Source organism: Micromonospora sp. NPDC003241, assembly GCF_053589795.1.
Window position 1 is genome coordinate 143,390 of sequence record NZ_JBSFSO010000012.1, and the last position, 24,078, is coordinate 167,467.

26 protein-coding genes are annotated in these 24,078 nt (G+C 72.9%); 9 read left to right on the top strand and 17 right to left on the bottom strand.

Features of this window, described 5'->3' with window-relative positions; all coding sequences use genetic code 11:
* Window positions 1–29 precede the first annotated feature (29 nt).
* The 4 genes from ACWDVW_RS13160 to ACWDVW_RS13175 all read right to left on the bottom strand — a co-directional run bounded on the left by ACWDVW_RS13160 (window position 30) and on the right by ACWDVW_RS13175 (window position 3,519).
* Complete coding sequence (locus tag ACWDVW_RS13160; protein ID WP_449947692.1) at window positions 30–635, bottom strand: DUF305 domain-containing protein; 606 nt, start codon at window positions 633–635, stop codon at window positions 30–32.
* On the bottom strand, window positions 620–1,438 hold the full coding sequence (locus tag ACWDVW_RS13165) for a lytic polysaccharide monooxygenase (RefSeq protein ID WP_449947695.1): 819 nt from the start codon (window positions 1,436–1,438) through the stop codon (window positions 620–622). The genes ACWDVW_RS13160 and ACWDVW_RS13165 overlap by 16 nt, the downstream gene beginning before the upstream one ends.
* An 87-nt stretch (window positions 1,439–1,525) precedes the next feature.
* Complete coding sequence (locus tag ACWDVW_RS13170; RefSeq protein ID WP_449947698.1) at window positions 1,526–2,836, bottom strand: sensor histidine kinase; 1,311 nt, start codon at window positions 2,834–2,836, stop codon at window positions 1,526–1,528.
* A complete protein-coding gene (locus ACWDVW_RS13175; protein ID WP_449947701.1) occupies window positions 2,833–3,519 on the bottom strand; it encodes a response regulator transcription factor in 687 nt (228 codons plus the stop codon). The genes ACWDVW_RS13170 and ACWDVW_RS13175 overlap by 4 nt, the downstream gene beginning before the upstream one ends.
* Before the next feature lie 36 nt (window positions 3,520–3,555).
* Here ACWDVW_RS13175 and ACWDVW_RS13180 point away from each other — a divergent pair, with 36 nt between their 5' ends.
* Entirely contained in the window at window positions 3,556–4,146 is a 591-nt protein-coding gene (locus ACWDVW_RS13180) for a DNA mismatch repair protein MutL (protein ID WP_449947704.1), read from the top strand.
* Between the two features lie 21 nt (window positions 4,147–4,167).
* On the opposite strand, the gene ACWDVW_RS13185 is transcribed toward ACWDVW_RS13180, so the two are convergent.
* The 4 genes from ACWDVW_RS13185 to ACWDVW_RS13200 all read right to left on the bottom strand — a co-directional run bounded on the left by ACWDVW_RS13185 (window position 4,168) and on the right by ACWDVW_RS13200 (window position 8,272).
* Entirely contained in the window at window positions 4,168–4,995 is an 828-nt protein-coding gene (locus ACWDVW_RS13185; protein ID WP_449947787.1) for a DUF72 domain-containing protein, read from the bottom strand.
* Window positions 4,996–5,155: 160 nt separating this feature from the next.
* Complete coding sequence (locus tag ACWDVW_RS13190) at window positions 5,156–6,070, bottom strand: alpha/beta fold hydrolase (protein WP_449947707.1); 915 nt, start codon at window positions 6,068–6,070, stop codon at window positions 5,156–5,158.
* 82 nt (window positions 6,071–6,152) lie between these two features.
* Window positions 6,153–6,899, bottom strand: a complete 747-nt coding sequence (locus ACWDVW_RS13195) for a hypothetical protein (RefSeq protein WP_449947710.1) — start codon at window positions 6,897–6,899, stop codon at window positions 6,153–6,155.
* 125 nt (window positions 6,900–7,024) lie between these two features.
* Window positions 7,025–8,272: a family 16 glycosylhydrolase gene (locus ACWDVW_RS13200; protein WP_449947712.1), complete on the bottom strand. Its 1,248-nt coding sequence runs from the start codon at window positions 8,270–8,272 to the stop codon at window positions 7,025–7,027.
* Window positions 8,273–8,462: 190 nt separating this feature from the next.
* Between ACWDVW_RS13200 and ACWDVW_RS13205 the strand changes: the two genes are divergently transcribed.
* On the top strand, window positions 8,463–9,188 hold the full coding sequence (locus ACWDVW_RS13205) for a Clp protease N-terminal domain-containing protein (RefSeq protein ID WP_449947715.1): 726 nt from the start codon (window positions 8,463–8,465) through the stop codon (window positions 9,186–9,188).
* A gap of 4 nt (window positions 9,189–9,192) precedes the next feature.
* On the opposite strand, the gene ACWDVW_RS13210 is transcribed toward ACWDVW_RS13205, so the two are convergent.
* Together ACWDVW_RS13210 and ACWDVW_RS13215 are read right to left on the bottom strand one after the other, a co-directional pair.
* Window positions 9,193–9,711, bottom strand: a complete 519-nt coding sequence (locus tag ACWDVW_RS13210; protein WP_449947717.1) for a hypothetical protein — start codon at window positions 9,709–9,711, stop codon at window positions 9,193–9,195.
* Window positions 9,712–9,818: 107 nt separating this feature from the next.
* Window positions 9,819–10,001, bottom strand: coding sequence for a DNA repair protein (locus tag ACWDVW_RS13215; RefSeq protein ID WP_449947720.1), 183 nt, complete (start codon window positions 9,999–10,001; stop codon window positions 9,819–9,821).
* A 168-nt stretch (window positions 10,002–10,169) separates the two neighbouring features.
* On the opposite strand from ACWDVW_RS13215, the gene ACWDVW_RS13220 reads away from it, so the two are divergent.
* Window positions 10,170–10,829 carry a GNAT family N-acetyltransferase gene (locus ACWDVW_RS13220; protein ID WP_449947722.1) on the top strand — a complete coding sequence of 220 codons (660 nt, stop codon included), beginning with the start codon at window positions 10,170–10,172 and terminating at the stop codon, window positions 10,827–10,829.
* Between the two features lie 204 nt (window positions 10,830–11,033).
* On the opposite strand, the gene ACWDVW_RS13225 is transcribed toward ACWDVW_RS13220, so the two are convergent.
* Window positions 11,034–12,503, bottom strand: coding sequence for a glycoside hydrolase family 3 protein (locus ACWDVW_RS13225; protein ID WP_449947725.1), 1,470 nt, complete (start codon window positions 12,501–12,503; stop codon window positions 11,034–11,036).
* A 163-nt stretch (window positions 12,504–12,666) separates the two neighbouring features.
* Here ACWDVW_RS13225 and ACWDVW_RS13230 point away from each other — a divergent pair, with 163 nt between their 5' ends.
* Entirely contained in the window at window positions 12,667–13,842 is a 1,176-nt protein-coding gene (locus ACWDVW_RS13230) for an ROK family transcriptional regulator (protein ID WP_449947728.1), read from the top strand.
* A 239-nt stretch (window positions 13,843–14,081) separates the two neighbouring features.
* Here the strand turns inward: ACWDVW_RS13230 and ACWDVW_RS13235 are convergent, their stop codons facing one another.
* Entirely contained in the window at window positions 14,082–15,092 is a 1,011-nt protein-coding gene (locus ACWDVW_RS13235) for an ABC transporter permease subunit (protein WP_449947730.1), read from the bottom strand.
* The gene (locus tag ACWDVW_RS13240; protein ID WP_449947732.1) at window positions 15,089–16,096 is read right to left on the bottom strand and encodes an ABC transporter ATP-binding protein; all 1,008 of its coding nucleotides are present in this window, start codon (window positions 16,094–16,096) and stop codon (window positions 15,089–15,091) included. The genes ACWDVW_RS13235 and ACWDVW_RS13240 overlap by 4 nt, the downstream gene beginning before the upstream one ends.
* Window positions 16,097–16,193: 97 nt before the next feature.
* On the opposite strand from ACWDVW_RS13240, the gene ACWDVW_RS13245 reads away from it, so the two are divergent.
* Both ACWDVW_RS13245 and ACWDVW_RS13250 read left to right on the top strand, forming a co-directional pair.
* Entirely contained in the window at window positions 16,194–17,036 is an 843-nt protein-coding gene (locus tag ACWDVW_RS13245; protein ID WP_449947735.1) for an ABC transporter ATP-binding protein, read from the top strand.
* Between the two features lie 80 nt (window positions 17,037–17,116).
* Window positions 17,117–18,016, top strand: a complete 900-nt coding sequence (locus ACWDVW_RS13250) for a ribokinase (protein ID WP_449947738.1) — start codon at window positions 17,117–17,119, stop codon at window positions 18,014–18,016.
* A 45-nt stretch (window positions 18,017–18,061) separates the two neighbouring features.
* On the opposite strand, the gene ACWDVW_RS13255 is transcribed toward ACWDVW_RS13250, so the two are convergent.
* Window positions 18,062–19,036, bottom strand: coding sequence for a helix-turn-helix domain-containing protein (locus tag ACWDVW_RS13255; RefSeq protein ID WP_449947740.1), 975 nt, complete (start codon window positions 19,034–19,036; stop codon window positions 18,062–18,064).
* A gap of 71 nt (window positions 19,037–19,107) precedes the next feature.
* On the opposite strand from ACWDVW_RS13255, the gene ACWDVW_RS13260 reads away from it, so the two are divergent.
* Window positions 19,108–19,563: a rhodanese-like domain-containing protein gene (locus tag ACWDVW_RS13260; protein ID WP_449947742.1), complete on the top strand. Its 456-nt coding sequence runs from the start codon at window positions 19,108–19,110 to the stop codon at window positions 19,561–19,563.
* A 22-nt stretch (window positions 19,564–19,585) separates the two neighbouring features.
* Here the strand turns inward: ACWDVW_RS13260 and ACWDVW_RS13265 are convergent, their stop codons facing one another.
* From ACWDVW_RS13265 to ACWDVW_RS13275, 3 genes are all read right to left on the bottom strand, one after another.
* Window positions 19,586–20,404, bottom strand: coding sequence for a hypothetical protein (locus ACWDVW_RS13265; protein WP_449947744.1), 819 nt, complete (start codon window positions 20,402–20,404; stop codon window positions 19,586–19,588).
* A gap of 45 nt (window positions 20,405–20,449) precedes the next feature.
* Window positions 20,450–20,932 (bottom strand): DUF6232 family protein, encoded by a 483-nt coding sequence (locus ACWDVW_RS13270; protein WP_449947746.1) that lies wholly within the window; start codon window positions 20,930–20,932, stop codon window positions 20,450–20,452.
* A 100-nt stretch (window positions 20,933–21,032) separates the two neighbouring features.
* Window positions 21,033–21,512, bottom strand: coding sequence for a DUF6232 family protein (locus ACWDVW_RS13275; protein WP_449947749.1), 480 nt, complete (start codon window positions 21,510–21,512; stop codon window positions 21,033–21,035).
* Window positions 21,513–21,611: 99 nt separating this feature from the next.
* Between ACWDVW_RS13275 and ACWDVW_RS13280 the strand changes: the two genes are divergently transcribed.
* Window positions 21,612–22,385, top strand: coding sequence for an enoyl-CoA hydratase/isomerase family protein (locus tag ACWDVW_RS13280; RefSeq protein WP_350693492.1), 774 nt, complete (start codon window positions 21,612–21,614; stop codon window positions 22,383–22,385).
* A gap of 68 nt (window positions 22,386–22,453) precedes the next feature.
* Complete coding sequence (locus ACWDVW_RS13285; RefSeq protein WP_396749333.1) at window positions 22,454–24,076, top strand: acetolactate synthase; 1,623 nt, start codon at window positions 22,454–22,456, stop codon at window positions 24,074–24,076.
* Window positions 24,077–24,078: the final 2 nt, after the last annotated feature.

Sequence of the window (24,078 nt, forward strand, 5' to 3'; positions counted from 1 at the left end):
CCCCCGAACCGCCCTGACGGGCGTGTTGGCTACTTGGTCATCAGTTTCAGCATCTGCTGGATCCCGCCCTGCCGGGAGGCGCGTACCCGGTCGCCGAAGGCCTTGGTCTCGGCGTTCTCGCCGCCGGTGCGGACCAGGTTGGCCAGCTCCATCGCGTTGTGCTGGTGGGCCAGGAAGAGGCTCAGGAACGCCGAGTCGAACTCGGTGTCCTTCACCGTCGTCAACGCCTCGATCTCGGCCGGTCCGGTGCCGGGCAGTCCACCGTGGTGGGCGTGCAGGTTGGGCGCGGTGTCGACCTCGGTGGACTTGCCCCAGCTCTTGAGCCAGCCCTCGATCATCTTCAGCTCGTCGGATTCGGTGACCTGCACCGCCTGGGCCAGGGTCTTCAGCTCCGGGTCCTGGGCCCGCTTCACCGCGGTGGCGGTCATCTGCAGGGCCTGCCGCTGATGGTGGACGAACATCTGCAGGAACATCACGTCGGTGTCGTTGTACTCGTCGCCGGCCGTGATCTCGGCGACCGTCGTGTCACTCGTCGACACGGGCGGCGGCTGTGCGGCGGGCGAGCTGCACGCGCCGAGCAGGAACGGGACGACCAGGGCGGCGGCGACCAGTCGGCGCCTCACAGCGGCAGCCACAGCGCGAGGGTGTAGATCGAGGGCTCCCAGCTGTTGATCGCGGTGTGGCCCTGCCGGCACTCGTACCGCTTGCCCTCGAACGTCACCACGTCACCGGTGCGGTAGCTGACGCCGGCTGCCCAGGCGTCACCGCCGGCTGCCGGCGGCGGGGCCGCGCTGGTCGGTGCGGCGGTGGTCGGCGCGGTGCCCGGCCGGGTCGGCGCGGTGGTGGTCGGTGCGGTGGTGGGCGCGGCCGTGGTCGGTGCGGCGGTGGGTGCGGCCGTGGTCGGACGCGGGGCGGGCGCGGCACCGCCGCCGCCGACGATCAGGTCGACGCAGTTGTAGAAGGCCATCGGGGTGTCGCCGATGTTCCAGACCGCGAGCAGCCGCTGCCGGCCCGGGAAGTTGCTCAGGTCGATGGTGTGCGACACGGTCGCGTCCGGCTGGGCGTTGCCCTCGTCGATCCGGGCGACCCGGTTGCCGTCGATGAAGTACTCCCAGTCGGCGGTGCGGTGCCGGGCGGTCAGTACCCAGGTGAGCGTCACCGAACTACCCACGTTGCGGGCCGGCCAGTCGCGGGACTCGTCGGAGAGGACGGACCACTGGGCCACTCCGCCGTCGCACCGCTGGGACCCCTTGGGCGCCTCGACGCTCTGCGGCTCGAACTGGATCGGGCCGCAGTCGGTGACCGTCCCGGCCGCGCAGAGTGCCTGTCGGCTCGGCGGGTTGGACACGTATCCGTGGGCCTGGGCGGGCGAGGAGACCGCCAGGGTCGAGGCGACCATGCCGAGGGCCACCAGTGGGTAGGTGATCTTCCTGCGCATCTGAACTCCATACGGCTCGCTGCGGCTGTGACGGCGAGGACGCTAATGCGCGGTTCCATAAAGGAGCCTTAACGGCTCCGGAAAGGATCATGAAAGCCGGTGACTGCTCCCGAGTCGCTCCGGAGCGTGGTCGACCGGCCTGAGCAGGATCCCGACCCGGGCACCGCCGAGCGGACTACGGGTGACCACCAGGTGACCACCCGAGGTCTCGGCGGCCCGCCGCACGATGTCGAGACCGAGGCCGGTCGACCCGGCGGCGCTCACGCCCCGCTGCACCGCCCGGGTCGGGTCGGCGATGCCCGGCCCGGCGTCGTCCACCACCACCCCGTCGGGGGACACGCTGACCCGGAAGGCGGTGCCGTCCGGCGTGTGCGCGAAGACGTTGCCGAGCATCGCGTCCACCACCAGGATCAGCTCGCTGCGCGGCATCGGCAGGACCACCGGCACGTCGCCGCCGTTCACCTCCCACGGGCGCTCCTGGTCCTCGGCCAGCACCGACCAGAACGCCAACCGGTCGGCGAGCACCTCCACCAGGTCGGCGCTCTGCCCGTCCCGCCCGTCGGTGCCGCGCCGCACCCCGCGGATGATCGAGTCGAGTTCCTCGTCGAGCAGGTCGCAGGCCTGCCGCATCCGCTCGCCGATCGGGCCCGGCGGCATCGCCTCGGCGTCGAGACGCAGTGCGGTCAACGGCGTACGCAGCCGGTGGGAGAGGTCGGCGGCCAGCTCGCGTTCCCGGTTCATCAGCAGCCGCAGGTCGTCGGCCATCGTGTTGAACGAGCGGGCCGCGTCCTGGAGTTCCCGGGGGCCGTTCGGCTCGGCCCGGGCGGTCAGGTCACCGCCGCCGAGCCGCCGCGCCGACGCGGACAGGTCCCGGGTGGCGCGCACCAGCCGGCCGCCGAGCCGGTCGGCGAGCAGCGTCGAGCCGGCCACCAGGACGATCGCCAGGCCACCGAGGACGAACCAGGCGGTCCGTACGCCCCGGCGCAGCTCGGCGTCGGGCACGTACACCTCGACGATCACGGTCCGGCCGTCGGCGAGCACGGTGGGTTGCAGGTACGCGACACCGTCGCCGGCCGGGGCCAGCACCGAACGGCGGTCCCCGGCGGCGTCGCGTACCTGCGCGTCGGTGACGTGGGTGACGCCGATCGGCGCGCTGTCCGGCAGGTGCACGGCGAGCCTCCCGGCGCTGCCCGCCGTGGTGCTGGCCACGGCGTTGGTGAGCAGCGTCGGGTCGGCGTCCATGCCCAGCACGGTGACCAGCGCGGTGGCCTGCTGTCGGGCCTCGCTGACCGCCCGGTCCCGGGCGATCTGCCCGGTGGCGATGGCCAGCGGCACCAGGAAGGCCAGCGCCACCATCGAGGTGATGGCGATGGCCAGCCGGTTCAGCGCCCACCTCATCGTGGGTCGACCATCATCACGCCCACGCCGCGCACGGTGCGCAGGAAGCGCGGTCGGGCGGCCGTCTCCCCGAGCTTGCGCCGCAGCCAGGAGATGTGCACGTCGATGGTCTGTTCCTCACCGATCTGCGCCTGGTGCCAGACCTCGTTCATCAGCTCCCGACGGCTGACCACCTGACCGACCCGCTCGGCCAGGTACGCCAGCACGTCGAACTCGCGCCGCGTCAGTTGCAGCGGTTGCCCACCCAGCTCGGCCAGGCGTTGCCGGGGTCGGATGGTCAGCTCGCCCACGCTGATCGACGGTGGGGTCTCGTTCGCGGTGGGTCGCGCCCGGCGCAGCACCGCGTCGATGCGGGCCAGGATGTGTCCACCGGAGAACGGCTTGGTCACGTAGTCGTCGGCACCGGCGCCGAGCAGGCTGATGATGTCGGTCTCGGAGCGGCGCGCGGTCGCCACGATCACCGGTACGTCGGACACCGAACGGATCATCCGCAGCGCGTCGGCACCGTCGATGTCGGGCAGTCCGAGATCGAGGATGACCAGGTTCGGTCGCTCGGTGGTGACGATTCTCAACGCCTCGGCGGCGTGCCCGGCGGGCCGTACCACGTGACCGGCGTCGGTCAGTGCACGGGTGAGGGCGGCCGCGATGTTGCGGTCGTCCTCGACCAGCAGGATCATCGCCATGGCGTACACCATATGGGTAGATGAGACGATGTCTTCGTGCGATCTTCCTGGTGGGCACCGATCGCGGGGTGGTGCGTCGCCACCGCGTCGAGCATCGTGCTCGCGTCCGTGGCGATTCTGCCCGTGTTGCGGGAGCCGGTCGCCCAGGACCGGGCGCTGAGCCCACCGCCTGCGGTGGAGACGCCCGGACCGCCGACGCCACTGCCCTCGTCGGCACCGCCGCCGACGACGTCGGCGTCACCGCGACCCAGCGTGAGCCCGACCTCCACCCCGAGCGCCACGCCGGAGCCGGTGGAGAGCCGCCGCCCGACGACCAGACCGAGCCGGACCACCGCACCGACCGTGACCACCGAGGACGGTTGGACGGTGACGGTGGGCGACGACGGCGTACGCAGCTACGTCCGCTCGTTCCGCGTGGAGGGCGGCCAGGCGGTCGTCCGGATGACCTCGGCGGGCGTGGTCGAGCTGGTCACGGCGACCCCGGCGGACGGGTACGCGGTGCAGAAGGTGCAGAACTCGCCGGACAACATGGCGGTCTACTTCAACGCGCCGGGCCGCAGCTTCATCATCCACGCGATCTGGTGGGACGACCGCCCGTTCGTGCAGGTCAGCAAGGTCGGCTCGTAGCACGGGCCGCCGACCGGCGGGTCAGAACAGGGTGGTGGGCTCCACCGGGATCGGCTCGGGCAGCGGCGCCAGCTCGGGCACGCGGGCACGGACCTCGTCGTGGAAGCGGCGGGCGAGCACCGGCGCGTCGGCGTTGTCGGGGGTGTGCACGAACATGGTGGGGGAGCGGCCCTCGCGCAGCCAGTCCACGGTGACGTCGACCCAGCGCTGCCAGCCCTCGACCGTCCGGTCGGTGTCGTCACGGCCGAGGTAGCGCACGATGGGCCGGTCGGTCAGCGCGCGGGTGCGTAGCGGCATCCGTGGCTTCTTGGTCCAGGCGTCGCGTTCGGCGTCACTGGTCGGCGGGTCGGCGAAGAAGGCGGTGGTGTCGAACGGGACCCATTCGGCGTCCGCCTCGTCGAGCGCGGTCTCCAGCAGCCGCGTGGCGCGCGGCTCGGTGAAGAAGGCGGGATGGCGTACCTCCACCGCGGCCCGGTGGGTGGCGGGCAGCCGGCGCAGGAAGCGGGCCAGCGTGGGTACGTCGTCCGGGCCGAACGAGCCGGGAAGCTGCACCCAGAGGGCGTGGGCACGCGGGCCGAGCGGCGCCATCGCGTCCAGGAAGACCCGCATCGGCTCGGTGACGTCGGTGAGCCGACGTTCGTGCGTCACCACCTTGGGCAGTTTGACCACGAACCGGAAGTCCGGACAAGTCTGCTGCGCCCAGGTGACCACCGTGTCCCGGGCCGGGGTGGCGTAGAACGTCGTGTTGCCCTCGACCGCGTCGCACCACCCGGCGTAGTGCCGCAGCCGTTCCTGCGTCGGTAGCGGGTGGGCCAGCCACCGGCCCTGCCAGGACTTGTGCGTCCACATCGCACACCCGACGTGCAGGCGCATAACCGCCGACTCCTTCCGTCACCGGTCCCGCGACAGTACGGGTACCCGGCCGGGATCGGCTCGCGGCCCGGTGCGGCGCGACCCCGGCTCGACGTACCGTAGCCGGGCCTCCGCCTCTCCGCTGCGGCCGGCCGGGTCAGCGGGCCGGGCCGGTGGAGTCGCCCGGGGCGAGGGACGCGATGAAGTCGAGAATGCGCTGGTTGACCAGCTCGGGGCGTTCCAGCGGCAGCCCGTGACCGGCACCGGCCACGATCTCGGTGCGGACCGAGGGAATCAGCTCCGCCGCCCGGGCCGCCGCCCGACGGGGATCCAGCAACGAACTGCGCCCGGCCACCAGCAGCTGCACCGGCACGCGGATCGCGCGCAACTCGTCGTCGTCGAACCGGCGGGCCGCGACCGGGCGGCCCGACCGCCAGTGCCGGGCGGCGATCATGATCGGGGCCAGTTGCTCGGCGGACTCGACCAGGGCATGGTTGGCCAGCCGCTGGGCGAACCAGGGCCGGGTGCGCCGGGGGGCCAGCGTCGCCAGCGCTCCGGCCAGCATGTTGGCGTAGAACCTGAGTGGCACCTTCTCCAGACCACCGGGATCGAGCAGGGTGACCGAGGCCAGCCGGTCGGGCCGGTGCAGGGCCTGGGCGAGCGCCAGGAAGCCGCCGTACGACAGGCCGACCAGGTGGACGCCGTCCAGCCCGAGTGCGGTGAGCGTCTCGTCGAGCCAGGCGGCGTTGTCGGTCGTACTCGGCACCGGTCGGCGTTGCATGCTGCGCCCTGGGTCGTCGACGGTGTCCACCGCGTAGACCGGGTGGTGGACACCGAGCGGGCCCACCTGCGGATACCAGTTGCTGGAGTTGCCCTGAGCACCGTGCAACAACACGATCGGCTCACCCGTGGCGATGCCATGGTGGTGCACGTGGACGGTGCCGAACCGCGTCTCGACGTCGAACTCCTGCCGAGGGTGCGGCCACGCGTCCATCGCCGCCTCGTAGGCGGTGAGGAACCTGCTCCGTGCCTGGTCGCTGGTGAATCGTCCGATGCCCGGCGTGGCGCCCACATCGACCTCCCCGTTTGGTGGTACGACCGTACTACGCCGCGAGCATGCGTACGGTGGCCGCGCAGGCGGACGGCTCGGTCGGCTAGCCGTCGCCGTCGGTGCGGTCGACGGTGAGGCTGGAGACGCCGGAGGTGGCGTCGATGTCGTAGCGGTCGGTGGCCGACTCCCACTCCGGCGGCGTCAGCACCGTGCCGCCGGCCACACCGGACTGGGTGGACCCGTCGACGGTGACCGATCCGGCGCCGCCGCCGGCGCGTACCCGCACCGGGGCGTCACCGGCCAGGCGGACGACGACCTGGTTCGCACCGCCACTGAGGACGGTCCGCTGGGTGCCAGCGGCGGGCGGCAGGGTCAGCTCGATCCGGCTCGCCCCGGCGGTGAACTCGACGTCGCCGAGCTGGGTGCCACGGAGGTCGAGGTGCTGTTCCTTGGCGCCGCCGCCGAGGCGCAGGTGCCAGCGTACGGAGTGGTGCAGCACCACCTCGACGATGGCCGGCCCGTCCTGACCGGTGCCGCGCAGGCTGGTGAGCACGTTGCCGTCGGTGAGGGAGACCGCGGGACGCACGCCCGCGTCGCGGGGCGTCGACACCCGGTACGCGTCCCCGCCGAGGTCGTCGGTGCGCAGCCGGACCACGTCGGCGCCGTCGAGCAGGACGAAGGTGGCCTCCCGCAGGTCGTCGGCGCTGCCGGTGACGACGTGCCCGGCCCGGCCGTCGCCGCGCACCGTGACCCAGGTCCAGGCGGAGACCAGCACCACCACCAGGACCAGCAGTGCTCCGCCGAGCCACCACCAGAACCGTCGCCCGTCGGTCGCTTGAGCGTTCTCCACGTCGCCTCCCGTACCTCGGTGACCGCAGTGGGCTACTACCCGCCGGGCCCGTCACCGACTCTTACGGCTGGGAAGGCGCGTGGGCTCACCGCCGACGGCGGTGAGCCCACAGGTACCGCTTGCGGTCAGGCGCGGGACCACTTCTGGTTGGCTGTGCCGGCGCAGTCCCAGAGTTGCAGGCGGCCGCCGTTGTTCGCGTTGTTCTCCCGGACGTCGACGCACCGGTTCGCGCTGAGGTTCACCAGGTCACCGGCGGGGCTCAGGGTGAACCGTTGGGCCGGGTTGCCGTTGCAGGTGACCAGGTTGACCTCGGTGCCGTTGGCGGTGCCGGCCCAGGCCGGGTCCATGCACTTGCCCATCGCGCGCACGGTGCCGTCGGCGGCGAAGGTCCACGCCTGGGCGGCGGTGGTGTTGCAGTCCCAGATCTGCAACGGCGCCCCGTCGTACGGGTTGGCGCTGGGGATGTCGATGCACCGTCCACTCTGCTGGCCCCGGATCCGGGTGGTGCCGGTGTTGCCGTCCGGGACGTAGCCGTAGACCCGCACGTAGTCGACGAGCATCTGCTGCGGGAACTGGGTGCTGCCGTCCGGGTAGCCGGGCCAGTTGCCGCCCACCGCGACGTTGAGGATCATGAAGAACGGGTGGTCGAACACCCAGCGGTTGCCGCCGAGCCGGCTCGGGTCGACGCGGAAGAACTCCTGGCCGTCGAGGTACCAGCGGATGCTGTTCGGTTCCCAGTCGACCCGGTAGGTGTGGAAGGCGTCGGCCAGCGGCTGCCCGATGACGCGGCTGCCGGTGATCCCGCCACCGCCGGAGTAACCCGGCCCGTGGATGGTGCCGTGCACGGTGTTCGGCTCGCGACCGATGTTCTCCATGATGTCGATCTCGCCGGAGGCCGGCCAGCCGACGTTGCCGAAGTCGTTGCCGAGCATCCAGAAGGCCGGCCAGATGCCCTGACCACGAGGGATCTTGATGCGGGCCTCGAACCGGCCGTACGCCTGGCTGAAGGTGGCGGCGGTGAGCAGTCGGGCCGAGGTGTACTCGCACCGACCGTAGTGGCACTGGTAGTTGGCCGGGTTGTCCCGGCGCGCGGTGATGACCAGGTTGCCCTGCCCGTCGTGCACCGCGTTGCTGGTGCTGTTGGTGTAGTACTGCCGCTCGTTGTTGCCCCAGCCGTGGCCGCCGATGTCGAAGCGCCACTTGGACTGGTCGACCGGCGTACCGGCCGAGGCGTTGAACTCGTCCTGCCAGGTGAGTCCGCCGATGGCGGCGGCGGCCGGTGCGGCGGTCACGGGAACGACGAGCAGGCTGGCGACGACCGCCGCGGCGAGGACGGCGGCGCTCCTTCGGAGTCTGCGGGAGATGGTGGACACGATGGTCTCCTTGGGGGTGGGCGGATGAGGCTGGCGCCCCGGCGAGGAGGGGAGAGCGCTCTCCACATCGCAGTCTGTCGATTTCAACAGTTTTAGTCAAGGTTGTTAACAGCGATCATGAGGTGCGTTGACGCTCGGTGATCGTCAACTGATGGTTGACGATTGCGATGCGTCAACCTATGGTTGACGCATGACGAATCCCGTGCAGGCGAACAATCCCGTCCGGCTCGACGACCTGATCCAGGCCATCAAGCAGGCCCACCCCGACGCGCTCGACCAACTCACCGGCGCGGTCATCGTCGCCGACCACATCGGTGACGTCGCCGACCACCTCATCGGTCACTTCGTGGACCAGGCCCGCCGCTCCGGCGCCTCCTGGACCGACATCGGCCGCAGCATGGGGGTGAGCAAGCAGGCCGCGCAGAAGCGCTTCGTGGCCAAGGGCGACGCCGGGCCGATCGACCCGCAGCAGGGGTTCAACCGCTTCACCCCGCGCGCCCGCAACGTGGTGATGGCCTCGCAGAACGAGGCCCGCGCCGCCGGCAACGCCGAGATCGGCCCGGCGCACCTGGTGCTCGGGTTGCTCGCCGAGCCGGAGGGGCTGGCCGTGAAGGTGCTGGTCGCCGGGGGCGTCACGGTCGAGGCGGTACGCGAGGCGGCCACCGCCGCGCTGCCGCCGTCCGTGGGCGAGGTGCCGGATCTGATCCCGTACGACGCGGCCGGCAAGAAGGCGCTGGAGCTGACCTTCCGTGAGGCGTTGCGCCTCGGGCACAACTACATCGGCACCGAGCACATCCTGCTGGCGCTGCTGGAGCAGGAGGACGGCGAGGGTGTGCTGACCGGCCTCGGCGTGGACAAGGCCGCCGTGGAGGCGGGCACCGCGGCGGCCCTGGCCAAGGTCCGGGTGTTCGAGTAGCGGATCAGGATGCGGTGGGGAAGCCGTACCGGTCGGCGTGCGCCGGGTCCTCCGGCTCGATCTGGCGCAGCCCGGCGTCGGCGAGGCGCTTGTTGACCTCGTCCAGATGCTCGCGCACCAGCCGGGCCTCCTCCTCGGTGACCCGCCCCCGGTGCGGCTTTCCGGCGTGCTCGATGGTGCTGTAGTCGATCTTCTCGGTGGCGCGCCGCGCCTTCGGTGGGCGTACCCGCTCGGCGGTCTTGAGCAGTTGGGCCATCGGCATGTCGGTGGCCATCGCGTCGAACTCGCTCGCGGTCAGCACCACCCGACGCGGCTCACCGTTGCCGTGCCGGTCGTGGATCTCGACCACCGCCACGTCCAGCGCGGCGTCGTCGAGGCTCTCCACCTCCACCGGCGTCGCGTCCAGCTGCACGGGCCCGGCCACCAGGTCAGGATGCTCGACGACGACGACGCGGACCGCCTCGTCGTCGGGGCCCAGCACCGTGCCGCTGAAGTCGGAGACGCGAATCGTCTTCTTGCCCATGTGCGCAGTTGCTCCCGTCGTGACCTGTCGGAGGACCAGCAGACGTTACCCGACAGGTGTGCGAAAGGACGCGCTGGCTCGCCGGGCCGCCCCGGGTGCGGGTGGCCTCAGAGGGTGTGGAGAGGGCTGCGGGAGGAGTGGCCCGCCGGCAGCTCGTTCAGATCGTGCCAGGAGAGTGTGCCGAGGTCGGCGCGGTGGCCGCGGTACGAGGGCTGGCCCGGGAAGCGTTCGGCGCACCCCAGTGCCCGTCGGGTGTCCTGCGCGGAGCGGTCATTCGGCTGAATCGGCATGTCCCCCACCGTTCCAAAGAAAGTTGTCCATGTATGGAAATGGATATGACGGTTGGTCGATGGCTCGGGTTCCCGGACGAGGCGTTGGTCACCCGATCGGTACCGCCGCGCGGAGCGCCCGTCGTACCGTGATCGGCGGAGGCCGAAGCGACGCTGCGGAGGTGGACCATGCTCGACCGGCGGCTCCACCTGCACCTGGCGACCTGGCTCGGGCAGTGGCCGGCGGGTCCCGGGCTGCACGTGGTGTGCTCCACCCGGCGCGCCCGCCCGGCCTGGGACGGCCGGTTGCGGCCGGCCGTCGCGATCACCGCCGGTGCGAGCACCGTGCTCTCGGTGGCCCCGGACCGGGTCGCGGCGGTCCGCGAACTGGCCCGGCGGCCGGAGTCGCTGCCGGACGCCTTGCCGGCGGCGGTCGGCCATCCGAGCTGGGTGGTGCACGACGACGTGTTCCGCTGGAGCGTCGCCCCCGCGCCCCTGCCCGACGTCGGTGAGTGGGTGCCGTCCGGCGCTGCCGGCCTGCCGTCCTGGTTACGCCTGTTCGACCGGCCGGTCCTGGTGGTGCGGGACGACCGGGGCCGCTACCTGGCCGGCGTCGGCGTCAAGCGGCACGACCGGCACGGGCACGAGTTGGCGGTGGGCACGGTGCCGGCCGCCCGGGGGCGCGGGCTGGCCCGGCGGCTGGTGGCCCAGGCCGCGCGTCGGGTGCTCGCGGACGGCGCGGTGCCGACCTATCTGCACGCCCGGGACAACGCCGCCTCGGCCCGGGTGGCGGAGGCGGCGGGCTTCCCCGGCCGGGGCTGGCGGTCGTACGGCGTCTATCCCGGCTGATCGTCGACCTGACGGCAGGGCGCGGACCGTGAATCCCGGGCCGGATCCACGGTCCGCAGCCTCCCCCCAGGCCCACGTGCGGCTCGATGCGATCACGCTACGTATCCGGCTGGTGGTCGGCAAGTAGCCACCGCGTGGTCCGTGGTGTCGAAAAGTGGACTTGACCTGGCCGGACGGCTCGACGCGGATCGGCTGCGGGGTGACTCAGCGTATGGCTTGGGTCTGTCCGGTCAGACCCAGCGCCTCGGCGGCGGCCCGCCCGTTGGCGTGGCTGGCGCCGAAGGTGGTGACGAAGGCCCGGACGCCGGCCGGTCGCCAGGCGGCCGGCCACCCCATCTCGACCACCGCCACCGGGTGCGTGGCGGCCAGCGTGGCGGCCAGTTCCGGGCCGCCGGGCAGGCGGTGCAGGTGGCGGCCGACCAGCACGATCGGTCGGGTGCCGGCCCGGCGACGCAACGCCTCCGGGTCGGCCTCGGCCGCCACCACCCGGATCTCCTCGGTGCCGTCGAGGTGCGGGCCGAGCCCCCACGGCACCCGCCCCTCGGCGATGGTCGAGCGGGCGTGCAACTGCACCACCAGTGGCTGGTCGAGCCCGGCCAGGATGCCCTCGACCCGTACCGCCCGGCGCGCGGCGGCGTACCCCAGACCGTCCGGGACGGTGATCTCCGGGCGCGCGGTCCGGGTCCAGGCGGCGAGGGCGGTGACGCGGTCGGCGGCCTGCTCCACCCGGGCGCGGTCGAGCCGGCCGTCGCCGAGCGCGGCGACGATCTCGGCGGCGACGGTCTCGACCAGGTCCGCGTCAACCGCGGCGCCGATGCAGAGCAGGTCGGCTCCGGCGGCCAGCGCCCGCACCGCACCCGGTGCGATGCCGCCGGCGGCCAGGGTGGCGCCCCGCATCTCCAGCGCGTCGGTGACCACGACGCCGTCGAAGCCGTACCGGTCGCGCAGCAGGTCGGTCAGGACGGCGCGGCTGAAGGTGGCCGGCAGGTCGCCGGTGAGCGCGGGGACCCGGATGTGTGCGGTCATCACCGCCTTCGCCCCGGCGGCGATCACCGCGGCGAACGGTGGCAGGTCGCGTTGGCGCAGGAGATCGGGCGACGCGTCCACGGTGGGCAGCTCGTGGTGGGAGTCGGCGATCGTCGCGCCGTGGCCGGGGAAGTGCTTGGCGCAGGCGGCCACCCCGGCGGCCTGGAGCCCGGTGGTCGCCGCCGCCGAGTGGGCGGCGACCCGGACCGGGTCGGCCCCGAACGAGCGGGTGCCGATGACCGGGTTGTCGTCGGCGCTGTTGACGTCGACGGTGGGTGCCAGGTTGACGGTGATGCCCAGGTCGGCCAGCTCCGCGCCGATGGCGTGATAGACCCGGCGGGTGAGGGCCACGTCGCCGATCGCCCCGAGCGCCGCGTTGCCCGGGTACGGGCTGCCGGTGGCGTGCGCCAGCCGGGTGACGTCGCCGCCCTCCTCGTCGATGGCGATCAGCACGTCGGACCGTCCGCCCCGCAGCGCGGCGGTGGCGGCCGCCACCTGCTCGGGCCGGTGGATGTTGGTGCCGAACAGGGTGTGTCCGGCCAGCCCTTCGGCGACCAACTCGACCGCCCAGTCGGGCGGGACCGGCCCCGGGTACGCGGCCAGCAGGGTGCCCAGCGCCAACCGGCGGAGTCCTGGATCGATCCCCACGGGGGTGTCTCCTCTCGGTGCCGGCCGGTGCGGATCTCGTACCGGGTCGGCCGAGAGCCCTGCTTCCACCCGGCCGATACGCTACGGCTACCCGTTCCAAGGTCGGTTTACTGTTACCAATGCTAGACAGTTAGCAAAGTTTACTAATACATGAGGACATGGCATGAGTGCGACCCGGTTGCCCGGCACCCCACGTCTGTTGCGCGCCCTCAACGACCGTGCGGCGCTGGAACTGCTGCTGGAACAGGGACCGCTGACCCGGGCTCGGATAGGCGAGCTGACCGGCCTGTCCAAGGTCACCGCCTCCCAGCTCGTGGAGCGGTTGGAGGAGCGTGGCCTGGTCGCCCGGGTGGGTGAGCAGGCCGGCGGGCGGGGGCCGAACGCCCAGCTCTATGCGGTGCGACCGGGCAGCGCGCACGTGGTCGGCGTGGACGTCGGCCCGGAGCGGGTGGTGGCCGCCTGTGCCGACATCACCGGGGCGGTGATCGGGCGGGTCGAACAGTCCACCCAGGACACCGACGACCCGGTCGGCGTGGTGCACAACGCGGTGGTGCAGGTGGCGGGCAGCGCCGGTGCGCACCTGTCGAGCGTGCGGCGGATCGTGCTCGGCACCCCCGGCCTGGTCGACCCGGGCACCGGCGACATCACCTTCGCGTTCAATCTGCCGCGCTGGCACCGGGGCCTGCTCGCCGCGCTCCGCGACGACCTGGACACCCCGGTGGTCTTCGAGAACGACGTGAACCTGGCCGCGGTGGCCGAGGCGCAGTCCGGCGCGGCCCAGGGCGTATCGGACTTCGTGCTGGTCTGGGTCGGTGCCGGCGTCGGTCTGGCGATCATGCTGGGCGGCCGGCTGCACCACGGCAGCAGCGGCGCGGCCGGTGAGATCGGCTACCTGCCGGTGCCCGGCGCGCCCATCCCGCGCGACGTCTCCCGGCGGGCCAAGCCGGCGTTCCAGCAGGTGGCCGGTGCCGACGCGGTCCGCGCGCTGGCCCGCGAGCACGGCTACCCGGACACCGAGGCGGCCGACGCGGTCCGCGCCGCGATCGCCGACGGCACCGCCGGGGGACCGATGCTCGACGAGGTGGCCCGTCGGCTGGCCCTGGGCGTGGCGAGCACCTGCGTGGTGCTGGACCCGCCGCTGGTGGTGCTCGCCGGTGAGGTGGGTCAGGCCGGTGGGGCGGCGCTGGCCGAGCGGGTGCAGCACGAGGTGGCCGCCATCACGCTGGTCCGCCCCCGGGTGGTCTCCACCGGGCTGACCGAGGAACCGATCCTGCACGGCGCGTTGCGCACCGCGCTGGACGCCGTCCGGGACGAGGTCTTCGGCTCCACGGTCGGCTGAGAGCGACCGGCAGTAGGACTGGCGGGGCTGCGGCGCGTCCTGGCGCTTCGGCTGGCGGCGTTGTCGTCGTCGGCCATGCAACACCGGCATGGCCTCCTCCTCCGCCTTGCCATCCTCGGCCAGGACCCGCCTCGCCTCCACCGCCCTATTGCCGGGTGCTCTAACCGCCGCCCATACGAAGGAATTCTTCAGCACCGGACCGGAGGTGGCAAGGAGTCGCCGCCTCCGGTCCCCGGTGCTCAGGTCAGGTCGCGACGCCGGAACAGCGCGAAAGCGGCCACGGTGAGCCCGACGGTGAGCGACAGCAGCACGGCCAGGGCCGGTCGCCAGGTCAGCGTGTAGAGACCGTCGCAGTAGCCGGCGAGCAGGTTGGTGCAGGCGCTGTCGTCCCAGAGCTCGACCTGCCCGGTGAGCCACGCCCAGACGTAGCTGGTCAGCATGAGCTGGTCGGGTCGGGCCACCTCCACGATCTCCAGCACGATCCGGCCGCCCAGCTCCCACACCACCAGGTACCCGGCCACCGCCCCGAGCGCCGCCGAGGTGTGCCGGCCCATCGTGGCGACCGCGAAGCCGATCGCCGTGGCCAGCAGCACCAGCACCAGACCCCGACCCCAGATCGCGCCCAACCCGCTCCAGAAGGCCGGGTTCGTCGGGCCGGGATGACCGGCCAGTTGGGCGATCACCCAGAAGGTGACCAGATAGGCCGCCGAGGCGAGCAGGGACAGCGCCAGCACCGCACCGAGCAGCGTGCCGAGCTTGGTGCCCAGCACCGTCATCCGGCGCGGCCGCCACAGCAGCAGGTTCACCACCCCGCCGGAGTTCAGGTCGGCGCCGATCGCCGAGGCCCCCACCAGGAAACCGAACAGCACCAGGAACGCCACGAGGAAGAACAGCAGCGGCTCGGCCTGCCGGGTGAAGGTGAACACGCCGCTGAGGTAGTCGGCGGCCACCGGCAACCGGTCCATCCGTGCCGGATCGACCTCGCTGCAGTCGGACGGCAGGTAGTCGTCGTTGTCCCGGGGGTGCTCGCCCCGCTGCCGGGCCAGACACCGGTCGTACTCCAACTCCAGGCTGCGCCGGTCGTCGGCGGCCTGCTGCTGGGCCGTGGCCAACTCGGTCGGGCTGGGACTGTGCGAACCGGCGATGGTGGTGCCGGCGGTGACCACGAAGGCCAGCGCCAGCAACGCCACCATGAGCTGGACGAAACGGCGGGCGGCCAGCCGCTCCGCCTCGGCACGGATCAGGTTCACGCGCCCACCTCCCGGATCCCGAGGTCGATCTCCCGACCGTCAGTGGGGTCGTCCGCCGTGCCGTCCACCTGTCGGGGCACCCCCGCAGGCCCCGGTGCGCCGGTCAGATCCAGGAAGACGCTCTCCAGATCCGGGCGCAGCGGAGTCAGCTCGCGTACCCAGACGCCCTGCTCGCCCAGCGTCCGGTTGACCACCGCCGGATCCGGCACCCCGCCCACCACCAGGTGGTCGGCGTGCCCGGTGACCGCCAGTCCGGCCGCCGTCAGCAACTCCTCGGCCCGAGCCAGGTCGTCGGCGCGGACCAGGCACTCGTGCCGGTCGTGGCCGGCGAGCACCTCCGCCACCGGTCCGCTGGCGGCCCGCCGACCTCGCGAGATGATCGTGACGTGGTCACAGATCACCTGGATCTCGGCCAGGATGTGGCTGGACACCAGCACGGTCACCCCGCGTTCGGCCAGCGCCCGCATCAGATCGCGCATCTCCCGGATGCCCGCCGGGTCCAGCCCGTTCGCCGGCTCGTCGAGGATCAGCAGTTCCGGTCGTTTGAGCAGCGCCGAGGCCACCGCCAGACGCTGCTTCATGCCCAGCGAGTAGCCCTTGACCCGCTCGTGCGCCCGGTCGAGCAGGCCGACCTGCGCCAGCACGTCGTCGACCCGGGCGATCGGCACGTCACCGGCCAGCGCGAGCAACCGCAGCGTGCGGTACGCGGTGAAGTTGCCGAAGAACTGCGGACTCTCCACGATCGCGCCCACCCGGCCCGCCACCTGGGGCAACTGCTCCGGCGCGGAGGCACCCAGCACCCGCATCCGGCCCTGGTCGGCACGGACCAGCCCGAGCAGCGCCCGCAACGTGGTCGTCTTGCCCGACCCGTTCGGACCGAGGAACCCGTGCACCTGACCGGCCTCGACCAGCAGGTCGAAGCCGTCGACCGCGACGCGGCTGCCCCGCCGCAGGCTACGGAAGGTCTTCCGTAGACCCTCGATCTCGATGACCGCTCTCGTCATGAGCCGCCCTTCGGGTGAGGAATGACACGGCGCCTCACCCTACGGCCGGCGCGTACGCCCATGGGGGCAGCCCGCTGCTGCGTGGTTGGATGGGCGGGTGACTGGTGACCTGATCCCTGGCGCCGGTGGCGCCGCCCCCGCCCCCTCACCCGTGGACGCGGATCTGGTGGTCAGCCTCGACGGCGTCGCCGTACGCCGGTCCGGCACCGCCCTGCTGCACGATGTGGACTGGCGGGTCGAACTGGACGAACGCTGGGTGGTGCTGGGCCCCAACGGCGCCGGCAAGACCACGTTGCTCAACCTCGCCGCCGGGCGGCTGCACCCGACCACCGGCACGGCGCACGTGCTGGGCGAGCGGATCGGCCGCACCGACGTGACTGAGCTGCGTACCCGCATCGGGCTCACCACCGCCGCGCTCGCCGAGCGTCTGCCCGCGGACGAGCGGGCCGTCGACGTGGTGATGACGGCGGCCTGGTCGGTGGTGGGCCGCTGGCGGGAGAGCTACGACCCGGCCGACGAGTCCCGCGCCCGGGCGCTGCTCGACCAGCTCGGTGTCGGCGCGCTGACCGACCGGACGTACGGCACGCTCTCCGATGGCGAGCGCAAGCGGGTGCAGATCGCCCGAGCGCTGATGACCGACCCGGAGCTGCTGCTGCTGGACGAGCCGGCGGCCGGGCTCGACCTCGGTGGCCGGGAGGACCTGGTGGGCCGTCTCGCCGAGCTGGCCCAGGACCCGGACGCCCCGGCGTTGGTGCTCGTCACGCACCACGTGGAGGAGATCCCGCCCGGCTTCACCCACGCGCTGCTGCTGCGCGACGGCGCCGTTATGGCCCAGGGGCTGCTGGAGCACACCCTCACCGCCGACAACCTGACCAAGACCTTCGGCCTGCCGCTGCTGGTCGAACGCCACGGCGAGCGCTACACCGCTCGCGCCGCGTGAAAGGAGGGGTCCCCTGCTAACGCCTGCGGTATAGCAGGGGACCCCTCCTTACACACACGAGCCAGCCGCAGGAGGCTTCCGTGCGCCAGACCCGGGTCGTCGTGGTGGGTAGCGCGAACATGGACCTGGTCGCCACCGCACCGGCCCTGCCCCGGCCGGGGGAGACCACGCTCGGCACCGACTTCGTCACGGTGCCCGGCGGCAAGGGCGCGAACCAGGCCATCGCCGCCGCCCGCGCCGGTGCCGTCTGCACCTTCCTCGGCGCGATCGGGTCCGACTCGTTCGGGGTGACCCTGCGGGCCCGGATCACCGCCGCCGGGGTCGACGCGAGTCACCTCCGCACCAGTTACGGCGCGTCCGGGGTGGCCCTGGTCATGGTCAACGCCGAGGGTGAGAACGCCATCCTGGTGACGCCGGGCGCGAACGGCTCGATGACCGCGCTCACCGAGGCCGAACTGGCCGCCGTACGCGACGCGGACGTGCTGGTGGCCCAGTTGGAGATCCCGGTCGAGACGGTGACCGAGGCGGCGGTGGCCGCCAAGGACGCGGGCACCCGGGTGGTGCTGAACGCCGCGCCGGCCGTCCCGTTGCCGCCGGAACTCACGGCCGCCGTGGACCTGCTGGTGGTCAACGAGAACGAGGCGCAGACGTACACCGGGCGGGGCCGGGACGAGCCGCAGGCACTGCTCGACCTGGTGCCCCGGGCGGTGCTCACCCTCGGCGGGCAGGGCGCCTGGTACGGCGACCGGGAGGGCATTGCCGTGCACGTGCCGGCCGTGCCGGTGGACACGGTGGACTCGACGGCCGCCGGGGACGCGTTCACCGCCGCGCTCGCGGTGGCCTGGGGCGAGGGCCGGGACCTGGTCGACGCGGTCCGCTGGGCGGCGGCGGCCGGTGCGGCCTGTGTCCGTCGGCTCGGCGCGAGCGTGTCGCTGCCGCACCGGGCCGAGATCGACCAGCTCTACGTCCCGGCACCCTGACCGGGCGGGCCGGTGCGGCGTCCGCCGCCGGGGCCGGTCGCGCGCCTAGGCGGTGTCGCCGTCGGTACGGAACGCCCGGCGGTACGCCGACGGCGAGGTCCGCATCGCCCGGGCGAAGTGGTGGCGGTAGGTGACCGAGGTGTCGAAGCCGACCGCGGCGGCGATCTCGGTGACCGGGGCGTCGCTCGTCTCCAGCAGCGCCAGGCTGGACCGGATCCGCTGGTCGATCAGCCACCGGATCGGGCTGGTGCCGGTGGCCCGGGCGAAGTGCCGCAGATAGGTGCGCGGTGACATGTGCGCCTGCCGGGCCAGCGTCGCCACCGTCAGCGGCTCGCTCAGGTGCGTCAACGCCCAGGCGAGGCTGCCGGCGATCCGGTCGTCGTCCGGGCCGGTGCTCACCGGGGCCTCGATGAACTGCGCCTGACCGCCGTCGCGGTGCGGCGGGATCACCAGCCGTCGGGCCACCGCGTTGGCCACCGCCACCCCGTGGTCGCGCCGGACCAGGTGCACGCAGAGGTCCAGGCCGGCGGCGCTGCCCGCGCTGGTGGCCACGTCCCCGTCGTCCAGGTACAGGACGTCGGGGTCCACCGTCACCTGCGGGTGGCGGCGGGCCAGCAGGTCGGCGTACCGCCAGTGGGTGGTGGCCCGACGCCCGTCCAGCAGGCCGGCGCCGGCCAGCGCGAACGCGCCGGAGCAGAGGGAGACGACCCGGGCGCCGCCCCGGTGCGCCCGGCGCAGGGCGGCGACCAGCTCGGGCGACGGGGTGCCGTGCACGTCGGGCACCCCGGGCACGATCACCGTCCCGGCGGCGGCCAGGTCGTCCAGGCCGTACGGGCTGTGCAGGGCGGCACCGCCGATCAGCGGCACCGGGCCGGGACGCTCGGCGCAGAGCCGCAGGTCGTACCAGGGCACGCCGAGCTCGGGCCGGGGCAGCCCGAAGACCTCGGTGACGATCCCGGTCTCGAAGACCGACATCCCCGGGTACGCGAGCACGGCGACGGTGCGGTCCGCCGGAGTCATGGCGGGATGTTAGCGCAGTATGGCGTCACCGCCACTCGTCGTCGACGCCGTACCGGTCGAGGATCGGTGCCATGACCCGTGCCTTCGCCGTACCGGCCGCCGCGCCGGACGCCGCCGTCACCCACTTCCTCGCCCGGCTTCGGTACGAGACCGACGTCTCCGACGTGCACGCCGACCTGACCGCCGGGGTGCCCGATCTGGTGGTGGTCGACTCCCGCAGTGACGACGCCTGGGAACAGGGCCACCTGCCCGAGGCCCTGCACCTGCCCACCGCCCGGATCGCCGAGCGGGCGGCGGCGACGGTGCCGCCCGGAGCACGGGTGGTGACGTACTGCTGGGGTCCCGGCTGCGACGGCGCCACCCGGGCGGCGCTGGAGTTCGCCCGGCTCGGCTACGCGGTCAAGGAGATGCGCGGCGGCTACGAGTACTGGGTCCGGGAGGGCCTGCCGGTGGTCACCGGGACCGGGGTCACACGGCGGCCGGTGGACGAGCTGACCGCGCCCCGCCGCGCCGCCTGCGGCTGCTGAGCACAGCCCAGCTCGGGCGGGGTCACTCGGCGTCGTCGCTCAGCTTCTCGCCGCGCCGACGCAGCATGCCCAGGCCGGGAATGCCGGCCACGGCGAGCTTGAGGTCCCGGGTGACGTCGAGCAGGTCGTGCAGGTCCGGACCGACCCGGTCCAGGGTGGCCAGGATCGGCAGGACGTCCGAGGTGAGGTGCTCCCGCAGCCTCGGCAGCTCGTCGACCAGGCGGACGGCGGCGGTGACCTCCTCCTCGCTGAGCTGCTCGACGAAGTGGTTGGCCATCGGGGCGGCCCGGCGCAGCGCCGGCTCGTACGCGGCCAGCAGCTCGGCCGCGGTCGCCGCCGCCTCGGCCGCCGCACCCACCGTGCCGGCGGCCCGCCCGGCCACCGACGTCGCGGTGTCGACAGCGCCCTCGGCCGCGCGGGCCACCCGGTCGGCGTTGGCCACCACCGTGGCGGCGGCCGTCGACACCCGCTCGGCGTTGGCCACCACCGTCGCGGCGGCGGCCGACACCCGCTCGGCCTCGCCGATCACCCCGGCCGCCGTGGCGGTCAGCTCGGTGGCCTGCTGCACCGCGGTGGTGGCCGCCGCGCTGATCACCGCCACCTCGCGGACGGCCACGTCGGCGTCGGTGAGCATCTGGTCGGTGCGCTCCAGGGTCTGCTCGACCCGGTCCACCACGCCCTCGATCCGGTCCACCACGCCGTTGATCCGGTTCAGCAGCTCCTCCACGCCGTCCAGCACCGCGAACGCGCGGGTCGGGACCGCCGCGAACGACGCGGCCTGGTCGAGGGCGGAACGGGTGAGACCGACGACCGAGGTCGGCCGGGGAAGAGGGATCGCCATGGCGTCAAGTGTGCGCCGTCCCGGCCAGTGGCACCGCGCGGCCGGTCACCAGTGGTCGCCCTGCTGCTCGACGGCGCGCTGCACGGCCCGGTAGATCTGCCCGAACCGCAGCGCGTCGGGGGTCCGCAGCACCATCACCTCCTGGCCCCGGTACTGCACCCACAGCTCGTTGACCCGGTTGCCGCGTTCGTACGAGCGGTCCAGCCAGCCGAGCGGGATCTCCAGGAACGGCGCCAGCGCCAGCGCGATGACCACGCAGGCGGCGAAGACGATCAGGGCGGGCATCCACTCGCCCCGGTCCGAGGCGGACCAGGCCAGCGAGATCACGCAGACCAGCCCGACCAGTGGGGGCAGGGAGAGCAGCAGGACCAGGACGCCCCGGCCGAGCACCCGCCCCCGTACGGCGAGGGTGGTCTGCCCCTTGGCGTGCCAGACGTAGGTCACTTCGGCCATCGGGATGACGTGTCCTGCGGCCCGGATCGACTCCGACGTCACCTGCACCGTGTCGTCCCGGTAATAGAGCGCCATCACTAAGCCTAACCACCTCCGGGCGTTCCGTGTCTGTCACGCGGAGGTCAGCATCGCCTCACACGGAGGTCAGCATCGCCTCACACGGAGGTCGACTCGGTCAGTGACGGCGGGGCGGCCGGGCCGGTTCGTTCGCCTCCATGGCCCGTTGCACGGCGCGGTAGATCTGCCCGAAGCGCAGCGCGTCCGGGGTCTGGAGCAGCCGGACCGGGTGTCCGCGCCAGCGGATCCAGACCTCCCGTTGGCGACTGCCCCGGGCGTACGAGCGGTCGAAGTACTCGAAGAGCTGGTCGGCGATGGGCCCGGCGGCCAGGCCGATCAGCACGGAGGTGCCGATGACGGCGACGGTGACGGTCGGGGACTTGTCGAGCCAGATGCCGATGACGATGCCGATGACGGCGAAGACCAGCGGGACGACCATCGCCGCGCCGAGGGCACCGCGTCCGGCCAGCACCCGCCAGGACAGGGTGCCCCGGTGGTGCCAGACCTCGCTGATCTCGGTCAGCGGGTACGAGTCGCCGTCGACGGTGACGGCACGGGAGGTGACCTGAACGGACCTGTCGTCGTAGTACGTGACCATCGCGGGAACTCCGGGTGGTGGGACTGGCGGCCAGACTACGTGCCCGACCAGGTGCGCCGTAAGGTTGGCACGGACTTCAACGAGGAAGTGAGGGTCAGCGTGGGTGAGTTCGTGCGGCTGGAGACCAGGGACGGCATCGGCACCATCCGGTTGGACCGGCCACCGATGAACGCGCTCAACACCCAGGTGCAGGAGGAGTTGCGGGCCGCCGCGTCGGCCGCCACCACCGATCCCGAGGTCCGCGCGGTCATCGTGTACGGCGGCGAGAAGGTCTTCGCGGCCGGCGCGGACATCAAGGAGATGGCCGACATGTCCTACGTGGACATGTCCGACCGGGCGGCCGACCTGTCCAGCGCGCTCGGCGCGATCGCCCGGATCCCCAAGCCGGTGGTGGCCGCGATCACCGGGTACGCCCTCGGTGGCGGCTGCGAGCTGGCGCTGGCCTGTGACTGGCGGGTGGTGGCGGAGGACGCCAAGCTCGGCCAGCCCGAGATCAAGCTCGGCATCATCCCCGGTGCCGGCGGCACCCAGCGGCTGGCCCGGCTGATCGGGCCGGCACGTGCCAAGGACCTGATCATGTCCGGCCGGATGGTGGACGCGCAGGAGGCGCTGCGGATCGGTCTGGCCGACCGGGTCGCGCCGGCCGGTGAGGTCTACGACGCGGCGGTGGCGCTGGTGCAGCCGTACCTGCGCGGCCCGGTGCAGGCGCTGAGGGCGGCGAAGCTCGCCGTGGACGGCGGCCTGGACATGGACCTGAACTCCGCCCTGGCCTGGGAGAGTCAGCTCTTCGCGGGGCTGTTCGCCACCGACGACCGGCGGGAGGGGATGGCGGCGTTCGTGGCGAAGCGGAAGCCGGACTTCACCGGCCGGTGAAGATGGTTCACATTCCAGCTACCGGCCAGTAGCGTGTGACTCCGGTCGGCCGACGAGAAGGAGCGGGAATGACGGAGCGGATCGAGGGGCACGGCGGGGAACTCGCACTCGCGGCGCTGCGCGCGTACGGGGTGCGGGAGATGTTCACCCTCTCCGGCGGGCACGTGTTCCCGCTCTACGACGCCGCGTACAAGGCCGACTTCCCGATCTACGACGTGCGGCACGAGCAGTCCGCGGTCTTCGCCGCCGAGGCGGTGGCGAAGCTCCAGCGTCGCCCCGGCCTGGCCGTACTCACCGCCGGGCCGGGCGTGACCAACGGTGTGTCCGGCCTGACCAGCGCGTACTTCAACGCCTCGCCGGTGCTGGTGCTGGGTGGCCGGGCCCCGCAGTTCCGCTGGGGCTCGGGCAGCCTCCAGGAGATGGACCACCTGCCGCTGGTGGCCCCGGTCACCAAGCACGCCGAGACAGTCTTCACCGCCGACGACATCCCTCGGGCCGTCGCCGCCGCGCTGCGCACCGCGCTCACCCCGCACCGGGGGCCGGTCTTCCTCGACTTCCCGCTGGAGGCGATCTTCTCGGTGGGCGACGCCGAGCTGCCGACGGCGACGGGCGTCGAGCCGGTCGAGGCCGACCCCGACGAGGTGGCCGCCGCCGCGCGGCTGATCGCCGGTGCGGCCCGCCCGGTCATCGTCGCCGGTTCCGACGTGTACGCCGGTGACGCGGTGGACGCCCTGCGCGCCGCCGCCGAGGCGCTCACCGTGCCGGTCTTCACCAACGGCATGGGCCGGGGCGCGCTGCCGCCGGAGCACCCGCTGGCCTTCGCCAAGGCCCGCCGGGTCGCCCTCTCCGGCGCCGACGTGGTCGTCGTGATCGGCACCCCGCTGGACTTCCGGCTCTCCTTCGGCGACTTCGGCGACGCCACGGTGGTGCACGTGGTGGACGCGCCGAGTCAGCGCGCCTCGCACGTCGAGCCGGCCGCCGCCCCCGCCGGTGACCTGCGGGCCGTGCTCACCGCGTTCGCCGAGTACACCGGCGAGCGGACCGACCACGGCGACTGGGTGGCGCAGTTGCGCACCGCCGAGGACGCCGCCAAGGCCCGCGACGCCGAGGAGATGGCCGCCGAGACGGACCCGATCCGGCCCGCCCGCGTCTACGGGGAGCTGCGCAAGGTCCTGGCCCGTGACGCGGTCACCATCGGCGACGGCGGCGACTTCGTCTCGTACGCCGGGCGCTACCTGGAGCCGGCCCAGCCCGGCACCTGGCTCGACCCGGGCCCGTACGGCTGCCTGGGCACCGGCATGGGCTACGCGATGGGCGCCCGGATCACCCACCCGGACCGCCAGGTCTGCGTGCTGATGGGCGACGGAGCGGCCGGGTTCTCGCTGATGGACGTCGAGTCCCTGGTCCGGCAGAAGCTGCCGGTGGTGATGGTGGTCGGCAACAACGGCATCTGGGGTCTGGAGAAGCACCCGATGCGGGCCATGTACGGCTACGACGTCGCCGCCGACCTCCAGCCCGAGCTGCGGTACGACCACGTGGTGAGCGCGCTCGGCGGTGCGGGGGAGACGGTCGCCAAGGCGGCCGACCTGGGACCCGCCCTGGCGCGGGCGTTCGACGCGGGAGTGCCGTACCTGGTCAACGTGCTCACCGACCCGGCCGACGCGTACCCCCGCTCCTCGAACCTGGCCTGAGC